Here is a 16318-nt window from a genome sequence, read left to right as displayed (position 1 = left end):
CACAAGCATTTATTGGTAACTGATTCCGCTCGTGTGGATGATAGCCGCTCGAACAATCAGTATTAATTATTACACCATGACCCGAACACTATTTCACATAACGCTATGGCGCACGGCGATAGCTGAGTTTTCAAAAGAAGTTGGTTATGCCCAAAGTCCCCAAGGATTGGTTAATAACCGAATTACCATTCAACTGACACCCGAAAGAACGCGGCTTGTCGCTACCGTTCATTTGGACTTCAACTCTCTAAACTATGAAATTAGCAGCACTCAAGATTGCTTCGATTTTTGCCAACTACTTAAGGCAATAGAAAGTGTCAAAAGCTTCTAACCAGCCTTAACGCTCTGGATTTCATGAATTAAAAACAATTAATCCCCAATTAATCATTTTAATATCATAGTCTTAATCGTTAATAACTAATCATAGTCATTTAGTGGTTACTTTGAAGTGTTGCAGCCAAAATGGTTGAACCTTCAACAACCGAGTGACATCAATGAAACTGTTCAACATGTATCTGTTGAAAAGGAATTCATCTCTATCTTTACTAACAAGCGTATCCCTCGCAACACTTCTTACTGCGTGTAATGGTGGTAGCGAGGGCGGCTCGGACAATCCGGTAATTACTTCACCTGTCGACAATACAGCGATATTCTCTGCCAACATCGGTAACAATGCTATTGTTGGTGAGCGCACTTCTATTAACGTTACTGGTTATGTCAATACAAGCGATGATAGCGAGTTTGAGATTACGTCTGTCGAGTCATTATCAGGGGATGCTTGTCAGGTCGTCAGCTCTGGCTCAACGTCGTTTGATGTAAGCTCGAATGAAACGCAAGATTGCCTGTATCAATACCGAGTCTCTCCAATGAGCAATAGCGCACAGTCAGAGTCTTATGTTCGTGTTGCTTCTGCTTCAACATATGCATCGACATCGCTACCGAGAATCACAGCTTCAACTACCGAGAATCAAGAAATTATCATTGACCTTGAAACGGAGTTAGGTGCTTCGATGCCAGATAGTAGCTACAAGTTACAAGAACAGATGGTTGTTATTGGTAACGGAAGTGCCACTTATCTCGACTCACAACGCATTCAATTTACCCCGACAGGAAAAGGGCAGAGTGAGATTTTCTACAGCTACGAAAGCGACTCTGCCATCAAACAAGGTACGATTTCGGTTTCTGTCTCGGAGTTGACTGAAAACACTCCGCCAACCGCCAATGCTTTTGCTCATCAAGAGCTCATCAAACTTGGTGAAAGTAATACGATAGATGTTGCGTCATATGTCTCCGATTTGGATGGAGATAACGTTCAGTTAGTCAGTGTTGAAGATTTTAACTCTACGATCGCATTGTTGTCGCCAACGGACGTAATGAATACTCAATTTACGTTTGAGTCGACAACACCTGGTGCTCACGATGTGGCATATACCGTCAGTGACCACATGGGAGGTTACACAACATCGGTTGCTCGAATCGAAGTAGAGCCTGATTTTTCATTGATTCAAGATTGGGAAGATATCGTCACTTACGACCCAGTTATTGATACAGAGATCCGTTTCTTTGCGCCAATGACAAAAGTATATGCAGACTACGTAAATGCCTCTTACACCTCAACCTATACAGAAAATGGTGAATATGGTTTGAAAGATGCAGAGGTGGTAACGCAAACACTCACCCAAGCACGTCAATACTGCAAGGTGCGTGGTGGTCGTTTGCCACTCCAACGCGAACTTGAAACCCTTATGGCAAACGAAACCAGTGCGTTCAGCAACCACAACTGGCCAACGAGCAAGAAGTATTGGACGGCCGAGAACGTCAGTGAAACCAATACAGCGACGGTTAACTTGAATGATGGCCTGATTGGCAACCAGTCAAAAACGGTGGCTATGTACACAACGTGTGTTGCTCTTAGTGATGGTGTTAAGGATTTCTCATCAGTGATCGAAAGTAGTTCAGCGGTATCTAATCGCTATGACTACAGGGTTCAAGTTTTTGATCCTGATGGCAATCTTGCTCCTTTTACTGATGTCACACTTGAATCAGTTTATGAACGGGGAGTATTTCAGAATAGAGAACCGATTAGTCATCTAACGACCAATGATTTAGGCGTTATAAACGATTCATATTTTGATATCTCTTTCACCGAGGAGGTTGTATCAATTGAAGTTAGCTCCGTAGAGGAATTGTTTCCGTTCGTTCCTGAAGACGATCATCTAGCCATTGATGTTACAGACCCATCGCTGTGGAGCAGTGATGAATATTGGAATAAAGGCATATATGAGCCGGATGAACAAGGTTTGATGTTGATGCCAGGTGTCGGCTACAGCAAGCTTTTTCACATTTATGAAACGCCGTTTAATGGTGAGAACTTTGTTATTAGATTTCGAGTCACGGCTGACAGCAGTTCTTCTCGAGGTGAGTTCGCTGTGATGATACAACAGCTAGGAAATGATCAGAGTTCTTGGGAGCAAGACGGAGTTATACAAACAGGAAACACGAGACCTTACCCTGTAGGAGAACCGACAGCATTTGGTTTGAATGTAAACCTCTATGGTTCCACACCAGTCTCGCTGTTTGAAGGGGGAGAGGTTTCTAGTTCGACGAACATTAGCTTTCGTGACCCTGACCGTTATTACTGGTTTGATAAAAGAGGGGAAGAGGTTTTTGTCTATACCTCTCTCACCGAAGACAGACCTGCGGAACCCTCTGGATCTTTTAACATAACTGGAGGAGTTGATCTGACCAATCCTTATTGGCTATCGATCGGCGGAAAGAACGCAGAGGCATCAAAAAACTACCGTATTTCAGAACTGCACATGGCAGCTTACTAGGGGAACACAATGAAAAAGTCTTTAATACTAACTCCAGTGGTGATGTGTTTTCTTTCTGCATGTAATGGTGGTTCTGGTAATGATTCATCATCCAACAGTGTTGAAGGAAGCTCTCCTGAGACAGTGAACATAGAAACTTCTCCTATCCAATCTAAAGGACTGGTGAGTGAAGAGGTTGCTATCGACGTTTTGGCTACAAATGAAGTCAGCGCGGCGATGAAGGTGACATCTGTGCGCTCAATATCAGGAGATAGTTGTCAGGTTACGTCCATTGGTGAACAGTCATTTACGACAAGTTCTGATGAAGTAGGCGAGTGCCAATACGAATACACAGTTGTGCCACAGAATAGTGAGCTATATGTGGGTGAGGAATCTTCAATTGCTCGTGTTTCTGTGTCTGAAACAGCAGCTGATAATACATTACCCAACCTTGCAGAAACGACGGATATTGATACGCCTGTTGTGATTGACCTTTCTCAGGAATTAGCCGAGGAGCTTGATACATCAGTGTTCTATCTATCGTCTGATGCATCTGTGCTTGGCGCCGGTATCGTGGATAGCGATGCGGCGAACAACGTGCTTACTTTTACTCCATTTGAGGTGGGCGTTTCTCGAGTTACTTACTCAATGACAGATGGTTCTGTCACCAAGCTAGGAACGATTGATGTTGCTGTTTCTGATACGCAGAATACGCCGCCAGTTGCCCTTAACTATGTCCGTGAAGGGAAGTTAGATAAAGGGATGTTGGTGACGATTGATTTAACGGACTATATCTCTGATGCAGAAGATGCGGTGATCCTCGAATCTGTTAGAGCTTACAATGCGGAGACGGAAATTACGTCCGCATCTGAGCATACCTTTACTTTTCGTTCCTCAGAACCGGGAGCACATGAAGTTGCTTACACCATTAATGATGGTCGCGGTGGATACGCGGTTGGACAAGTTTATCTTGAAATAGAGCCTGATTTTAGCCTTGTGCAAGATTGGGATGATGTAACGGTTTACGACTCAACAATTGGTGCAGATATTACATTTACAGCCCCTGTAAGTAAGGTGCTAGCGGACTATACCAATACCGCGTATACGAATTATCAAGCACAAGATGGGGTTACTGGGTCGAAAGGAGCGGAAGTGGTCACCATGAACCTTGAACAAGCGCAAAACTACTGTGCGACAAGGAATGGACGTCTGCCAATCAACCGTGAATGGGAATTACTCATTGCAAATCAAGGTAACCTTTTTACCTCTCAAAACTGGCCTGCAGGTGCAGATTTTTGGAGTGCAGATATGATCTCCGAAACTGCTGGTAAGAGCATTAACGCGACAGATGGGACGATTTCTGAGTTAGCGAAGTTAACAGGTGAAGGGTTCGTTACCTGTGTGTTGTTAGATAGCGAGGCGGTAAAGGATTTTTCAAGTGAAATTGAATATGTTACGCGCCCTTATAGTAACGTAAGTGATGTGTCTTTAAAGGTAACTGACCCAGACGGAAGTTTAGCGCCATACCAGAACATTGAAATCATATCTGAACGTGAAAAAGGCGTGTTCAGTAATTATGAAACAAGCGAAACTCTTTTGTCGGATGCAAGCGGATCAGCAGTTACCACATACACAGACTTATCTTTTAACAATGAAGTGATCAGTGTTACAAGTAGTTCAAATGCAAAATCTTCAATTGCTTACTCGTCTAAAGACGCGGTTACGGCCTCAACTCTGCCTGTGAATGAAAGCAATAAGTGGAATCGTGTTGCAGCGGAGAGTGGTACGATTTTACCGATCGATGATATCGGCATACCATCACTCTATTATGGAACAGGCGGATCAATAAGAGCACTATCTGTATTTAATGAGCGCTCTTTTACTGGAAGAAACTTTATTGGTTACGTTAAAGTCAAAAACTTTGGAGAAAAAGATGCGATATCCGGTAAGTTATCGTTTATCGTTCAGCAAGTATCTATAGTGCCTCAGTCCGGTTGGGGGGATGCAGCCAATCAACCGGGTTCACCTCGTAGTAACAAAGCGTTTGAAATAGTGACCAACTACTGGAATGAGAGAACGCAAGTTTTTTCTGGCTATGGAAACTCGGTAGGCTTAGCGAATATGAATGTTGCCTCTCATGAGAGACATATTTGGTTTGAAAATAACAATGGCCACTTTATGGTTTACTCTTCAGAGACTTCAGACAAACCGCTAGAACCAGCAGTATCATTTAACATGGATTGGGCAGGGATGGATCCAGGCCTACCTTATTGGGTGCAAATCAGCAGCCGAATTAGTCGTGATGGTAACTCTGTAGGGGTTATGACATACGTTACTGATGCTAAGTTTGCGTCTTTTGATTAATGAAAAGCTAGCCAAGATTGGCTAGCTTTTTAATACCACATCAACTGCCCGTACATTCTGGCAAGTTGCTCCTGTGTCCCTTCCGATTCAATCTCTTCATCATAGGTAAGCAAAAACTCTTGTTTACTCAGACGTTTAATTCTTGCGTCAAAATATCGGTTGTTTGCGTTGATGAGATCCCTTTTAAACGCTTGTGAAGAGTGATCAGCGATGTACAAGTACTGACTGCTCAGCGTCAAGAAGTAAAAGCTGTTGTTTGTGTAACCAAGAATGCCGGAGCTCTTTCTCATTGTTCCGTTTTCTAATGTGGTAATGAAGGTAAACAAACCGTTGTTTACGTATACGCTGAGTTTTCGGCTGGGGTTGTTCAATTGGCTTTCTATGGAGAACTTAGAGCCCAGCAAACTTAGCCATGGGCTCAGGATTACCAAGGCCCCTATAATTATCGACACCTTCCACAAAGAGAACTTACCAGAAGCCCATTTGACCAGTAATTTCGACATTATCGAGCCTTTCATATTCAAACCTCTTGCTGAGATAAACTGTGTTACTTTTTTCATCGAGTTGAGCGACGTTGATTTGAGAGAGGTAATCTTTAGCGTTGAGCGTTATTGTTTGGGCTGCATTTTGATTGCCATTTAAAAATTCATAACTCTTGTTAAAAGACAGCATAAATACCGTATCGTTTATCACTGCATAAAGCCCTTGGCTATGACGAATAACGTCATAGGGCATGAATTGGAGTGATGAATAAAAGCCATGGGAAAATTGTATATGCGTTTCTAGTCGTGTTGAGGTCACGGGCGAGTACACGGTGAAATCGCCACCAGTAGCATTGATAAAAGGCATCGCAACAATGAGCGAGGCAATGCCAATTGTTCTTTTGAAGTTCATAGTCAGTATAAAGAGTAATAAAGCGCGCTGCTGTAAAGCAAAATGAAAACGCTAAGGAAAATATCTCCCCAGCGAATTGAGGGGAGGTTAGCTCGAGTTGGGTAAGACCGCGTTTGCAATGGTCCTGCTCTTTCTCCCGTTTGTTTTGAGTCGGAGAGAGAAGCAAAGTCGTTGGTTGCCCTTGATTGCAATGACATTAGGTTTACACCAACAGGCAAAACCAGTTTGTAGCCTAGCGTTGGATAAGCCCGGATTTCAATGTTTGAGTTTATGGTGGCCAGTTTTCTACGCAGTTTCATGATACTCACGTTCAGAGAGTTAGAACCGATAGGCTTATCTGGCCAACCCGCCGCGATGAGGGCATCTCGGCTGTAAATTTTGTCGGTGTCGTCGAAGAGTGTTTTCGCGATGTTTAAGCTGCTTACGCTCATGGATACCGACATGACTAAGCTTTTTGTTGAGTCGTCATAGGCATCAATGGCGAGATTAGCCTCATTGATACAAAGCAACATAGTTTATTGGCACTGCAAGTTTGGGATTATGACGGTATCCTTTGGATGAATAACGTCTATATCACGTAAGGTTTTAAAGCCTTCGTTGGCTGACATCAGCTCGGTAAAGGAAATGTGATGTTGGCTTGCGATTTTGTACAACCAATCCCCTTCTTTTACGCGATATATGTTGGCCTTACACTCTGTGTCGCGATCTGTGTATTCCATAACCGATATAACTTGCTTGTCTGTTTGTGTTTCAGAAGCCACTTGAATCTCATCATAAACAGGAGAGGGCACTTGAGTGTTGGTATTTTGGAATCGATATTGAATCCCGAAACCCAATGATTGCAATTTATAGTCTGGCTCCTGACTGGAAAGGAACTTGTAGCCAAAGTTGAACGCCCAGAGCGGGTTTAGCTCATATCGAATGCCAATTTGTGCGATGGGTGAGAGCTCGTCGTTTTCCGATATCACGCCCAACCCACCGTAAAGTTTGTAGCGTTTAGAGAGAGGCAAGGTGCCCAGCAACGACAGATCGGTTCCATAGCGAGAGATGTTTTGAGTGGTGTTTCGGTATTCACCGACTTTGAGCATATCTAGCTGGCCATATGTACTGGTTGACGCTTCTATTGCCCAGGTTGGAGAGAGTTGATAGCCAAGCTTTATCCCTCCTCCAAAAGAGGAATCAGAGAACTCGGTATCCGTTTTGCCGTTATGGGTGAGGGAGCCTCCCACGTACCAGTTGGTAGAGTTGGTAGGCTCTGCAATAGCAACAGAAGAGAAGCCTGCAATAATTCCCATTATGAACGTAGTTCTATTCATTAATACAACTCCTCGAACATAACGGTGAAACTTCCTGAGTAAGTGCCGGATTCAACTTCGGTTGAAGGAATATCTTGGTAACTCACCATGAGATCAAAATTAATCACATTGGTTGGCGCATCGAGTACATAACTTGTTTCGTCATTCGTCAGTTTGTTTACACCATTTTCTACCCAAATAGGGTCCTCACAGTTGGTGGAAGTACATTCAATACTAAACGGGATCTCTGTCTTCCCAGTGTTGGACGTCAACGTGAAATCATGGGTTAGCAAAGTCATAGATAATCCCGTGCTAAAGGTTCCTGTTGCGGTAATATTGAACATGGTTTCAGCTGACACAGTATGGTTGGTTGTGTCATAAGTAGGGTTCATTACACCATCACCAGCAACATCGATGCTTTCCAAACTGTTAGGAACATAATCGATATTGACGGTGAAAACGTCAGATAAAACACGATAGGTAAGGGCGCCACCTGACGACTGATAGTAGTATCGAATGTCAGCAGGAATGGTTGCCGTGTACACACCTTTCTCTTGTCCTTGCAAAGCGGCCAAGAGTGCGGTTGTATCAAAGTCAAATGTTGGTCTGTAAAAATAAAAAGGGGTAACCTCATTGCTGTAATCAAGAGAAAAGCTAGCGCTACAACTTTGCGTGCTGTCATCGGCAAGAGTGACAGTATTTCCAGATAGCTGCGATGTTGCGCAGCTTGGGGTTACAAGTTGAGTGTCATTACGAACATAATTGTTAGATGACACGTTGTATTGCACGCCTTTCAGCCCGATAGGGGCATTAACGTTTGCCCCAGTCGGTCCAGTTAACGTCAATTCATCTGGCTTGTTGGTTAGGTACGCGCCCGGGAGAAAACGATCTGTCGGAGTAAGACCACTTGCCACTGTCCAGTCACTTAAGGTGTATGTGTTGCCACCTAAAGCTATGGCGTTCTCAAGTCGCAATTGTTGACCTTCAATGTGAACATTAAGCGTGGCACTATGAACCAGCGGGGCTGCAAGCAACAGTAACCAAGAAGCAGAACGAATCATTACTTGCCATCCTTTAACGTTATCTTTTTATGGTAGCTTTCGTCATGGTTAATAACGGTCACTTCTACTTGATCTTTTGAGATGTTTTTAGGCAATTCATACGTGCGCTCACGGCCTGACAAGGACATAGCGGTAAATTCGCAGTCTTCTGTTACCTTATCTGTACATTGGTCCACATAAGCGCGGATGAAGCTGTTACCCGTGTTGTTGATGTGCAGTTTCCCGTTCGACAGTGATACTGAGTAGTCGATTTTCTGTGTTTTCGCAGGAATCACAAAGAGAGGACGATAGCCAAAGTTGATCGTCACAGCAGACTGTGATTTTCCTTCTGGGTCGTAAGGTGATGGTTCAAAGCTAACTAGGTAGTATTGGTCTTCGCTAAAGTCACATTTGTTACCACATAAGGAACGCACACCAACTTGCTTTTGGCGGCCTGATTCAAGGATCATCTTTGGATGAGTTAAGGTTACGCGCCAATCAGAGAAGTTTGACTCTGTATAAGGTGTGCGTGTCAGTTCGCCATTTTTAACTTGCAGCTGAGTGATATTCGATTGAATGAACTCAGTGGTCGATTTGTTGTTTGAGATAGTGAAAACGCCGTTTCCGTATTCGTCACCTACTAACAACATAGTATCTACGTTCATTGCTGAAGCTGCCGTTGAAATAAGTGCAGCAGCGAAAATTGGAAGTGATTTCATCATCAGTTACCTTCTGGTCTATTAAGTACAAAGTCGCGCTCTTGTTGCGTTTCCGAGTTGGCGTACTGAGCGACGTTTTCAATGTTTTGACGTTGTTGATGACTGAGTTGAAGATCCTTATCTCCAGTCAGGTAAACAAAAGACTTACGGCCCAAACGCGTTGTTAGCAGTTCAGTGCCATTGTTGGTCATTGCCTTAAGTTGTTGGTTGATCTCCGTGAGGTCATCGAACTGACCGATGTACATCACATTGATTTTTCGATCGTTTTTGACCAGAACCATTGACTCCAATGGTTCAAGATCTGGCTGGCAGTAATTTGTGCCAAAGTTTAATTGTTTTGCATCGTCTACCGATGGTAAATAACATTGCTGGCCACCGCTCTTTAGTGAGAAAGTTTGCCCTTCTTGAACATCAACTTTGTGAATACCTGAAGTAATGTTTGAGATAGACAAACACGCAGGGCCTTCACATTCGATAGTCTCAATGTCGTTACCGAAAATATCTTTAAATTTACTGACAAAGCTGATGACTCGGCTGACATTTGAATTGAGTTCAATTACCGTTCCTGGGTGCGTATAACCCGTCGCGTTTTGCTGACCTGTATTGTGCAGCGCAACACTCTCCACATCTAATTCGATAGTGCTGGTTTGATATTTATCGAGTGAAATCAAGCCAGAATCACCATAGATGTATTCTTTATGCTTCACTTTGTCGTCAGCTTTTACCACCAACAAACCTTTTGTTTGGTCCTCTCCATTGTCAAAACGAATGTTGTTTTTCGTATCAACAGAGACGTACGCATCACTCTGCTTCGTAGTGAAGTGAATGCTATTCTTGCCAATAACTTGTGTACTGCTTAGTGATGCGTTAACTGACTTTTCACCGTTGTCCGCAAGGTACACAAAACCATCTGCCTGATAATGTTCGTTTCGGTTTGCCGCATAAGCCGTCACATTATTGAGTGAAGATTGCGACGAGTTTGCATAGTAGCTATTGCTTGCCGTTAGACGGAGATCCTTCTCTTCACTCTCGAGAAGATCTCGAGTTTCTAGACTGTTGGTGTATTGACTAAAGCCATCTTGATCTATGGTGACACTCGACTTGCCTCTTAGCTTAAAGGACAAGGGTACAGACCAATTAATAGCAAGAGTCAGTTCGCCTTCATCAAAGTCAGAAGCCAACGATTCGTTGTTGTAACTCAGGTTGACATCAAGATTAGAATCAAGCACGAAAGGTGCGCTTAACCCTGATGATAAGAACCAGTTTTTACGCTCGTTGTTGTAGATATCTGCCTGATTTAAGTAGTTTACCGACCCATATCCACGGATTTTTTTACCTAGTGTAAAGCTGCTCGATAGGCTCAGTTGCTCCTTACTCGCGGCGCCATACAGATACTGAGCAAAGCGGTTCTTCTCTTCGTTATCAAGCTTTTCATAGGTGACGCCGATGCGGCCCATATTTAAGTAGCCAGATAAGTAAGAGGCTTGGCCATCAATTGAAGAGGCCGTCACCTCATAGCGGCTCTCAAATGGTAAATACCCTTTGAGGCCAACTTGCCCCATGTTGTGCTCTTCAGTCACAGTAGAGCCTAAGGCGAGGGTTTGAGTATCAGACCATTTATATGCCACTATGCCTTGAAGATAAGGCTTTGCATCGAAAGACTCAGTCTTCTGCGCTTCAAATTCATCGTCTTCATTGATGACCTCTACATCCGCTCCTTGGAATTGACCTGCTGAAATAAAATAGTCGAACTCTCCGGTGTTAAGCGTATCGGTTTGTGCGTTATAAACACGAACTGACTCTGTGGAAACCACTTGAGAACCTGCAGTGATCTCTACCATCACGTCGTAAACACCACTAGGAAGCTCTGAATAGCGAATACTGCCTTGGCCTTCTGTTACCGACTTTTGGACGATGATCTGTTCGTCTTTGTAAACTTTTAGAACGCCACTAGAAGGGGCATAAAAAAACAAAAACTGGTCATCATTGCTATTTGCTCGACTTAGATTTTTACTTGAAGATAGATTTACACTAGCTTCATGGTACTGAGTGCCGTTCAATAAAAACGATGTGCTGTTCAATGCCAAGCGGTCTTGATGATAGCCGGCGGTTAGGCGCAAGTTTTTGTGTTCGATATTGTAGTAACCGTAATTAACCTCGGAGGTTCCTTCTTGGTTGCTAACATAAGTGTCAAGGTGTACCGAGCCATAAGGTAGACCCAAAATGAGTTGGTCACTGAGTGACAAGTTAGGGCTACCGTTAAAGCTTGACGTTGTGTATAAATTTGCGCGATTGATCAAGCCAGGATTTGCATTGTACGTTGACGCGTAGTCTTTCTTTATCGCTCCTGGTTTTGTATCGGCAAGCAACGTTTTGTTGACGTAAATGTAGAGCTTGTTTGTGTGGTAATCATAGAAAACATCGTATGACTCAGGGTTAAGAGAACACAGGTTCAAGTCACCCACACAATCAACGCTGTTTTCTGCGCCAAGCACAAAATCATTAGTAATTTTCGTAGCCGTCACTTTGGTTAATCCAGAGTGCACTAAGTGCTCCACTAACGTTTGAACGTCATTCTGATCTTTAAGTTGCACAGAGTTGTATGTGACTAACATCGGCAACGTGATGAACGAACCATTCAGCCCTTTGATTTCTACATCTCGAGCTTGTTGCTCATAGAAATCTTGAAAACCTTGAGGGATCGGTGCCGCAAAAGAAGTGTCGCTAAACGAAAGTGTTACCAAAATACTGGTAGCAACGGTGGAAATTCTATTCACAATGAAAGCTCCGCTAGCACAGATAGTTCGCCTTGACATAAGCTCGCGCTCTGAGGCAAGGTCCCGAAAGAAAATTTGACGTCGTATTCGCCAACCTTTACGCCATCCGAAGCTTGATTGAACTCCATTAACAAAGGTTCAATCTCTGTTAATGGTTGTCCCTCAATGTAAACTTGAGCAAAATCTGACGGTGTTACTAAGGCCGTCTCATCCGCGCTGTAACACTGTGAAGTGTTGCTCTTCATAAAGAGTTGAAACTTCATTGATTGGTCAGAACTCGGAATGTCTGTCGTGACCGTCAACAAAGTGAACGCATCATTAAATGTATTCGCTTTCGTATTTTTTTTTAGTGTTAATGAAGAAGGGGAAAACGCGATGTCAGTAATCTGGTGAGAGAAAAACTGACTTTTATCGATTTCACTGACCAACTGAAAAATGTGTGTTTCTGCTTTTACGCTGAAAACGAATGTTCCAGTCAACATGCAAAATAACGAACGAATCAAAGAAAACTTCACGTTTCCCCCTTTTGTCAATTAAAGGCCGTCTTCGTAGCTAGCGGTCATTTGAACACTAACTTGACCTTCGCCTTGTACAGCAATATCTGTGATTGGTTGTTCATTTTTAACCGTCAGAGCAACAACGCCTGTTTGAAGTTCATTGAAGTTACCCTGAGTGAATGTCGTGCCTGATAGTTGATCAGTTACTGCTACGTCAGCTTCGTATGACATTGAACCATCCATCATTACTTGAGCGCTGATGTATGACCATGTTGCTAGAGGCTGACGGTCACCAACGGTTTCTAATGCAGAGTCATAGTCACGAGCTTCAAGAACCACCTCTGTAGATGTGAACTTGCCGTCTTTCTCAATGAAAAGAGTGCCGGAAGCAATCTCGCCGCCGCCTTCACCTGTAATCTTTAGGTTTGCGCTAGGAACAGAGCTACCAATTAGGCCACTCCAGATAACTTCGGCACTTGCTTCATCTGCTGCATTTACCGCTCCAGAAGCGAAAGTGATTGCTGTCGCGCCCATCAAGAAAAATGTATTAAGTTTCATGTTTTTCACCTATGTTTAAAAAAGTTGTTGGTTCGTATCCAATATGAAATCGAGCCGTTTTTCGTCGACGGCAATTTGAATCGATTGAGAGAAAATTTGGAAATAAAAGGCTGTTAATAGTGCTTTATCGATAATTAAAAGAGATTTAATTCAGTTGAATTTTATTTATAAGAGCATGAAAAATTTGAATTTATATTTTTTTATACAACAATTAATGCTAATGGGGTTGCACGAGGTTAAAGATGTACGAACGGCTATCTATTGATACGGTTAGAAGAACGATTACCTTGGTTGATAGTGAATCGGGAAAGGAGAATCAACCACTTGAATTGAATCGAAGTGAATATAATTTACTTCTCGCTTTTTGTGATTCTCATGGAGAGGTGATCGATAAACAGTCGTTGATTGAATTGGGGTGGCCCGGACGAGTTGTTGGAGATAACTCGCTTGCAGTTGCGATTATGAAGTTACGCAAAAAGCTCGACAGTCTCGAATTGGGTTTTGAGATAAATAACCTTCCCGGTGAAGGGTATGTATTCATCAATGCAAAAAATGTCGGAATAGAGCATGAGAATGGCGCTTCAGATGCAAGTAATCCTGAAGTAGAAGAAACGGCAACAACGGAACCTGTTGTAGAGAATCTAGCCGCCATAAAAGAGGAGGCTGACAAATCGGAACCTCGACATGTTGAGATTCAACATACAGGGATAAAAAAGCTGATCAGAAAGCCGATTTTTTGGGAGGTTTCACTCGGGATAATTGTTGGCATCGTCACTTTCTACTTCGTTTATCGCGAGGCATTTGAGTGTTTTGATTGCTTTGGAGGAGTCGGTGGCTAACGTAAAAAGACTGAGCTTTAGATTACTCGTTGTAATCGGCATTGCGTTTTTTCTCCCATGGTTCTTTTCTCTTGGTACTTATTTTTCTGGTTACGCCCACTTTCAAGATGAAGAGCATGAGATCTTATTGACGGCTAAATCGGGCTTCTACAAAACCATCCATACTTTTGATGGCCAAGTGTACCGAGTTCACACTGGTATCTATGCGTCTTTAGGCTGCTCAATGTATTTCTTTTCACTTGATGGGAATTACATCGAAGGTCTTGAGCCCGAGTTTGCTGAGAAAGTGATCAGTTTAGATTTATCTCGTTATTTCCGAGGGCTAACTCACGTGAAGCTTGCAGATCGAGGTGATGGTAAGTGGATCGGTAAGATGCAAAAAGCAGAGAGTGAACATTTATTTGATGAAGTGGTCTTCAATGGCCGCTTGGTAGGGTGGTGATAATGACTACAAGGAAAAAAGCAATCATCTACCTAATGTTACTCATCGCTCTATTGTCCATTCCATGGGTTAATGCAGTCAGCAGTAGTTTTCTAATGGAAGGGGATTTCGGTGATAGGAGTGTTAAATTTATCGGCTCTCATGGTCGATATAAACTCGAAGCGAACTATCTCTCAAAGACACATGTTGTGAATACGGGATATTATGCTTCTCTGTTTGACACTTTGTATCTGTTTCAGGTGCGCCGAGATAAAGTCGCCGCTGATGATGCGTTTGATATTAACGAGTTTCTGAGGGGACATCGAATTGTTATCGTTTTCAAGCTTAATCAAAAGTCCGACAAAGAGTACTCGATCAAATTCATCGAAGAGGACCCACGCAAAGGCATTTCTATGTACCCAGTAACTATTGAAGGTTACTTGGGAATTCTATAATGAGTAAGGAGTAGTGCTCTAATCACTAGAGCGCTATTTTGTGTCTACACGAGTAAGTTTATATTCCACCATTTTAATATCTTTCGATTGTAAGTTACCTAGAAAGTACTACAATCGCGAAATGTTACTCCTCCTTGGTGGATCTAAAAATGATAAAGAAAACCCTCCTTGCTATGGCGCTTTCTGCGAGCATTATCGTTCCGGCGAGTGCTTGTACTGGCATCTCTCTTTCTACTGTGGCGAATGACCACATTCATGCTCGCACAATTGAGTGGGGCGAGAACGATCTCAACAGCAAGTTGATTGTTGCTCCCCGTGATTACATGTTTACTTCAACTATGCTGGACCAGAAACAAGGTTTGAGTTGGAAGAGTAAGTACGGCTTTGTTGGGATCTCCGTCAGTGACGATCGCTTCATTGGCGAAGGCATCAATGAAGAAGGGCTGACTGCCGGTTTGTTTTACTTCAAAGGTTACGGCTCGTTAAAAGCGTACGATGCGAAAGACCGTGCAAACAGCATCGCTGATATGGACTTTGTTCGTTGGATGCTGTCGCAGTTCAAAACCGTCGATGAAGTTAAAACAGCGATGAAAAACATCGATATTGTTCCGGTTTATATCGATGAGAAAGGACAGCCTTCACCAACTGGGCACTGGCGTGTTACCGACAAAGCGGGTAACAACATCGTCATCGAAATCATGGATCATGGCCAAGTACACATCTACGACAACGAAGTAGGTGTATTAACGAACTCGCCAACGTTCCCATGGCAAGTGACTAATTTAAATAACTACATTCATTTGCAACCGGGCACTAGTGCGCCAACCAAGTTTGGTGGTGTTGAGGCGAAGTCGTTCGGTATTGGCTCAGGGTTCTTGGGTATGCCAGGGGACATTACACCACCATCGCGATTTGTTCGTGCAGCGTTTTTCGTCAATACTGCTCCGGAATCAAAAACGGGCGAAGAGGCGGTGTCACAAGCATTCCACATTCTGAACAACTTCGATATTCCAATTGGTACAGAATTTGGGCCTGAATATCGTGAACATATCCCTGATTTGCCGAGTGCGACGCAATGGACCTCGGTGATCGATCAAGGTAACAAGGTGCTGTACTACACCACGATGCACGACAGTCGAATCAAGAAAGTTGACCTGACTAAGATTGACTTTGACAAAAAGCAAGAAGTGAAACGCGAGTTGGATAACGGGACTTTTACGTTTACAGACGTGACACCTTAGTTTTCCCTCGAACGTATAAATAACGCACTAAGCGGAGAAGGTTTTCCTTCTCCGTTTTTTTATTTCCGAAACATCATGAATTTCAAATAGAGTTTTGAAAATTGAGGTATTGATTCAGTAAGTTATGAAGCACGAGTTATTGGCTAATGAATTTCATGACTCTTATTCCATATTAAACAGACTTTATGCGAGATTTTTTAATCTTCTTATTTATCAGTCGGATGAAAATAATAGTGCTGTAGTAAAAGTCTGATCTTTTCAACAACAAGAGGTTGGTTTAAAACTTATTTATTTAACTTTTATTTACAGAAATATGCTGCTAAATATTTAATTAATTTATGACTTCAATAATTTAAACTGATTTAACGTGTTGAAATTTATTGTCTTTTTTCCTGAGTGCTTGGT

General features: G+C 42.8%; 15 protein-coding genes. 6 read left to right on the top strand and 9 right to left on the bottom strand.

Annotated features, from left to right (window positions below; all coding sequences use genetic code 11):
- Positions 1-494 precede the first annotated feature (494 nt).
- Entirely contained in the window at positions 495-2834 is a 2340-nt protein-coding gene (locus C1S73_RS02800; RefSeq protein ID WP_038871134.1) for a hypothetical protein, read from the top strand.
- Positions 2835-2843: 9 nt separating this feature from the next.
- The gene (locus tag C1S73_RS02795; protein ID WP_038871137.1) at positions 2844-5177 is read left to right on the top strand and encodes a hypothetical protein; all 2334 of its coding nucleotides are present in this window, start codon (positions 2844-2846) and stop codon (positions 5175-5177) included.
- A gap of 29 nt (positions 5178-5206) precedes the next feature.
- Here C1S73_RS02795 and C1S73_RS02790 read toward each other — a convergent pair whose 3' ends face one another.
- The 9 genes from C1S73_RS02790 to C1S73_RS02750 all read right to left on the bottom strand — a co-directional run bounded on the left by C1S73_RS02790 (position 5207) and on the right by C1S73_RS02750 (position 12957).
- Positions 5207-5680: a hypothetical protein gene (locus tag C1S73_RS02790; RefSeq protein ID WP_227740560.1), complete on the bottom strand. Its 474-nt coding sequence runs from the start codon at positions 5678-5680 to the stop codon at positions 5207-5209.
- Positions 5646-6071, bottom strand: coding sequence for a hypothetical protein (locus C1S73_RS02785; RefSeq protein WP_038871140.1), 426 nt, complete (start codon positions 6069-6071; stop codon positions 5646-5648). The genes C1S73_RS02790 and C1S73_RS02785 overlap by 35 nt, the downstream gene beginning before the upstream one ends.
- A 2-nt stretch (positions 6072-6073) precedes the next feature.
- The gene (locus C1S73_RS02780; RefSeq protein ID WP_158654979.1) at positions 6074-6514 is read right to left on the bottom strand and encodes a winged helix-turn-helix domain-containing protein; all 441 of its coding nucleotides are present in this window, start codon (positions 6512-6514) and stop codon (positions 6074-6076) included.
- Positions 6515-6586: 72 nt separating this feature from the next.
- Positions 6587-7387: a LysM peptidoglycan-binding domain-containing protein gene (locus tag C1S73_RS02775; RefSeq protein ID WP_081634787.1), complete on the bottom strand. Its 801-nt coding sequence runs from the start codon at positions 7385-7387 to the stop codon at positions 6587-6589.
- Positions 7387-8427, bottom strand: a complete 1041-nt coding sequence (locus C1S73_RS02770; RefSeq protein WP_038871146.1) for a hypothetical protein — start codon at positions 8425-8427, stop codon at positions 7387-7389. The genes C1S73_RS02775 and C1S73_RS02770 overlap by 1 nt, the downstream gene beginning before the upstream one ends.
- The gene (locus C1S73_RS02765; RefSeq protein WP_307718615.1) at positions 8427-9128 is read right to left on the bottom strand and encodes a fimbrial biogenesis chaperone; all 702 of its coding nucleotides are present in this window, start codon (positions 9126-9128) and stop codon (positions 8427-8429) included. The genes C1S73_RS02770 and C1S73_RS02765 overlap by 1 nt, the downstream gene beginning before the upstream one ends.
- A complete protein-coding gene (locus C1S73_RS02760) occupies positions 9128-11902 on the bottom strand; it encodes a TcfC E-set like domain-containing protein (protein ID WP_038871152.1) in 2775 nt (924 codons plus the stop codon). Before C1S73_RS02760 ends, C1S73_RS02765 begins: the two co-directional genes overlap by 1 nt.
- Entirely contained in the window at positions 11899-12417 is a 519-nt protein-coding gene (locus C1S73_RS02755; RefSeq protein WP_038871156.1) for a hypothetical protein, read from the bottom strand. The genes C1S73_RS02760 and C1S73_RS02755 overlap by 4 nt, the downstream gene beginning before the upstream one ends.
- Positions 12418-12435: 18 nt before the next feature.
- Entirely contained in the window at positions 12436-12957 is a 522-nt protein-coding gene (locus tag C1S73_RS02750) for a hypothetical protein (RefSeq protein ID WP_038871159.1), read from the bottom strand.
- Between the two features lie 242 nt (positions 12958-13199).
- Here C1S73_RS02750 and C1S73_RS02745 point away from each other — a divergent pair, with 242 nt between their 5' ends.
- The 4 genes from C1S73_RS02745 (at position 13200) to C1S73_RS02730 (ending at position 15913) form a co-directional block, all read left to right on the top strand.
- Entirely contained in the window at positions 13200-13796 is a 597-nt protein-coding gene (locus C1S73_RS02745) for a winged helix-turn-helix domain-containing protein (RefSeq protein ID WP_038871162.1), read from the top strand.
- Positions 13789-14238 carry a hypothetical protein gene (locus C1S73_RS02740; protein WP_038871166.1) on the top strand — a complete coding sequence of 150 codons (450 nt, stop codon included), beginning with the start codon at positions 13789-13791 and terminating at the stop codon, positions 14236-14238. Before C1S73_RS02745 ends, C1S73_RS02740 begins: the two co-directional genes overlap by 8 nt.
- Before the next feature lie 2 nt (positions 14239-14240).
- Positions 14241-14672, top strand: a complete 432-nt coding sequence (locus C1S73_RS02735) for a hypothetical protein (protein ID WP_038871169.1) — start codon at positions 14241-14243, stop codon at positions 14670-14672.
- A 149-nt stretch (positions 14673-14821) separates the two neighbouring features.
- Positions 14822-15913 (top strand): linear amide C-N hydrolase, encoded by a 1092-nt coding sequence (locus tag C1S73_RS02730; protein ID WP_038871172.1) that lies wholly within the window; start codon positions 14822-14824, stop codon positions 15911-15913.
- The last annotated feature ends 405 nt before the right edge of the window (positions 15914-16318 follow it).

Origin of the sequence: Vibrio jasicida 090810c (genome assembly GCF_002887615.1) — a bacterium.
In the GTDB taxonomy this organism is placed as follows: Bacteria; Pseudomonadota; Gammaproteobacteria; order Enterobacterales; family Vibrionaceae; genus Vibrio; species Vibrio jasicida.
Note: the sequence above shows the minus strand (reverse complement) of the source record. Positions and strands in the feature narration are given on the sequence as shown.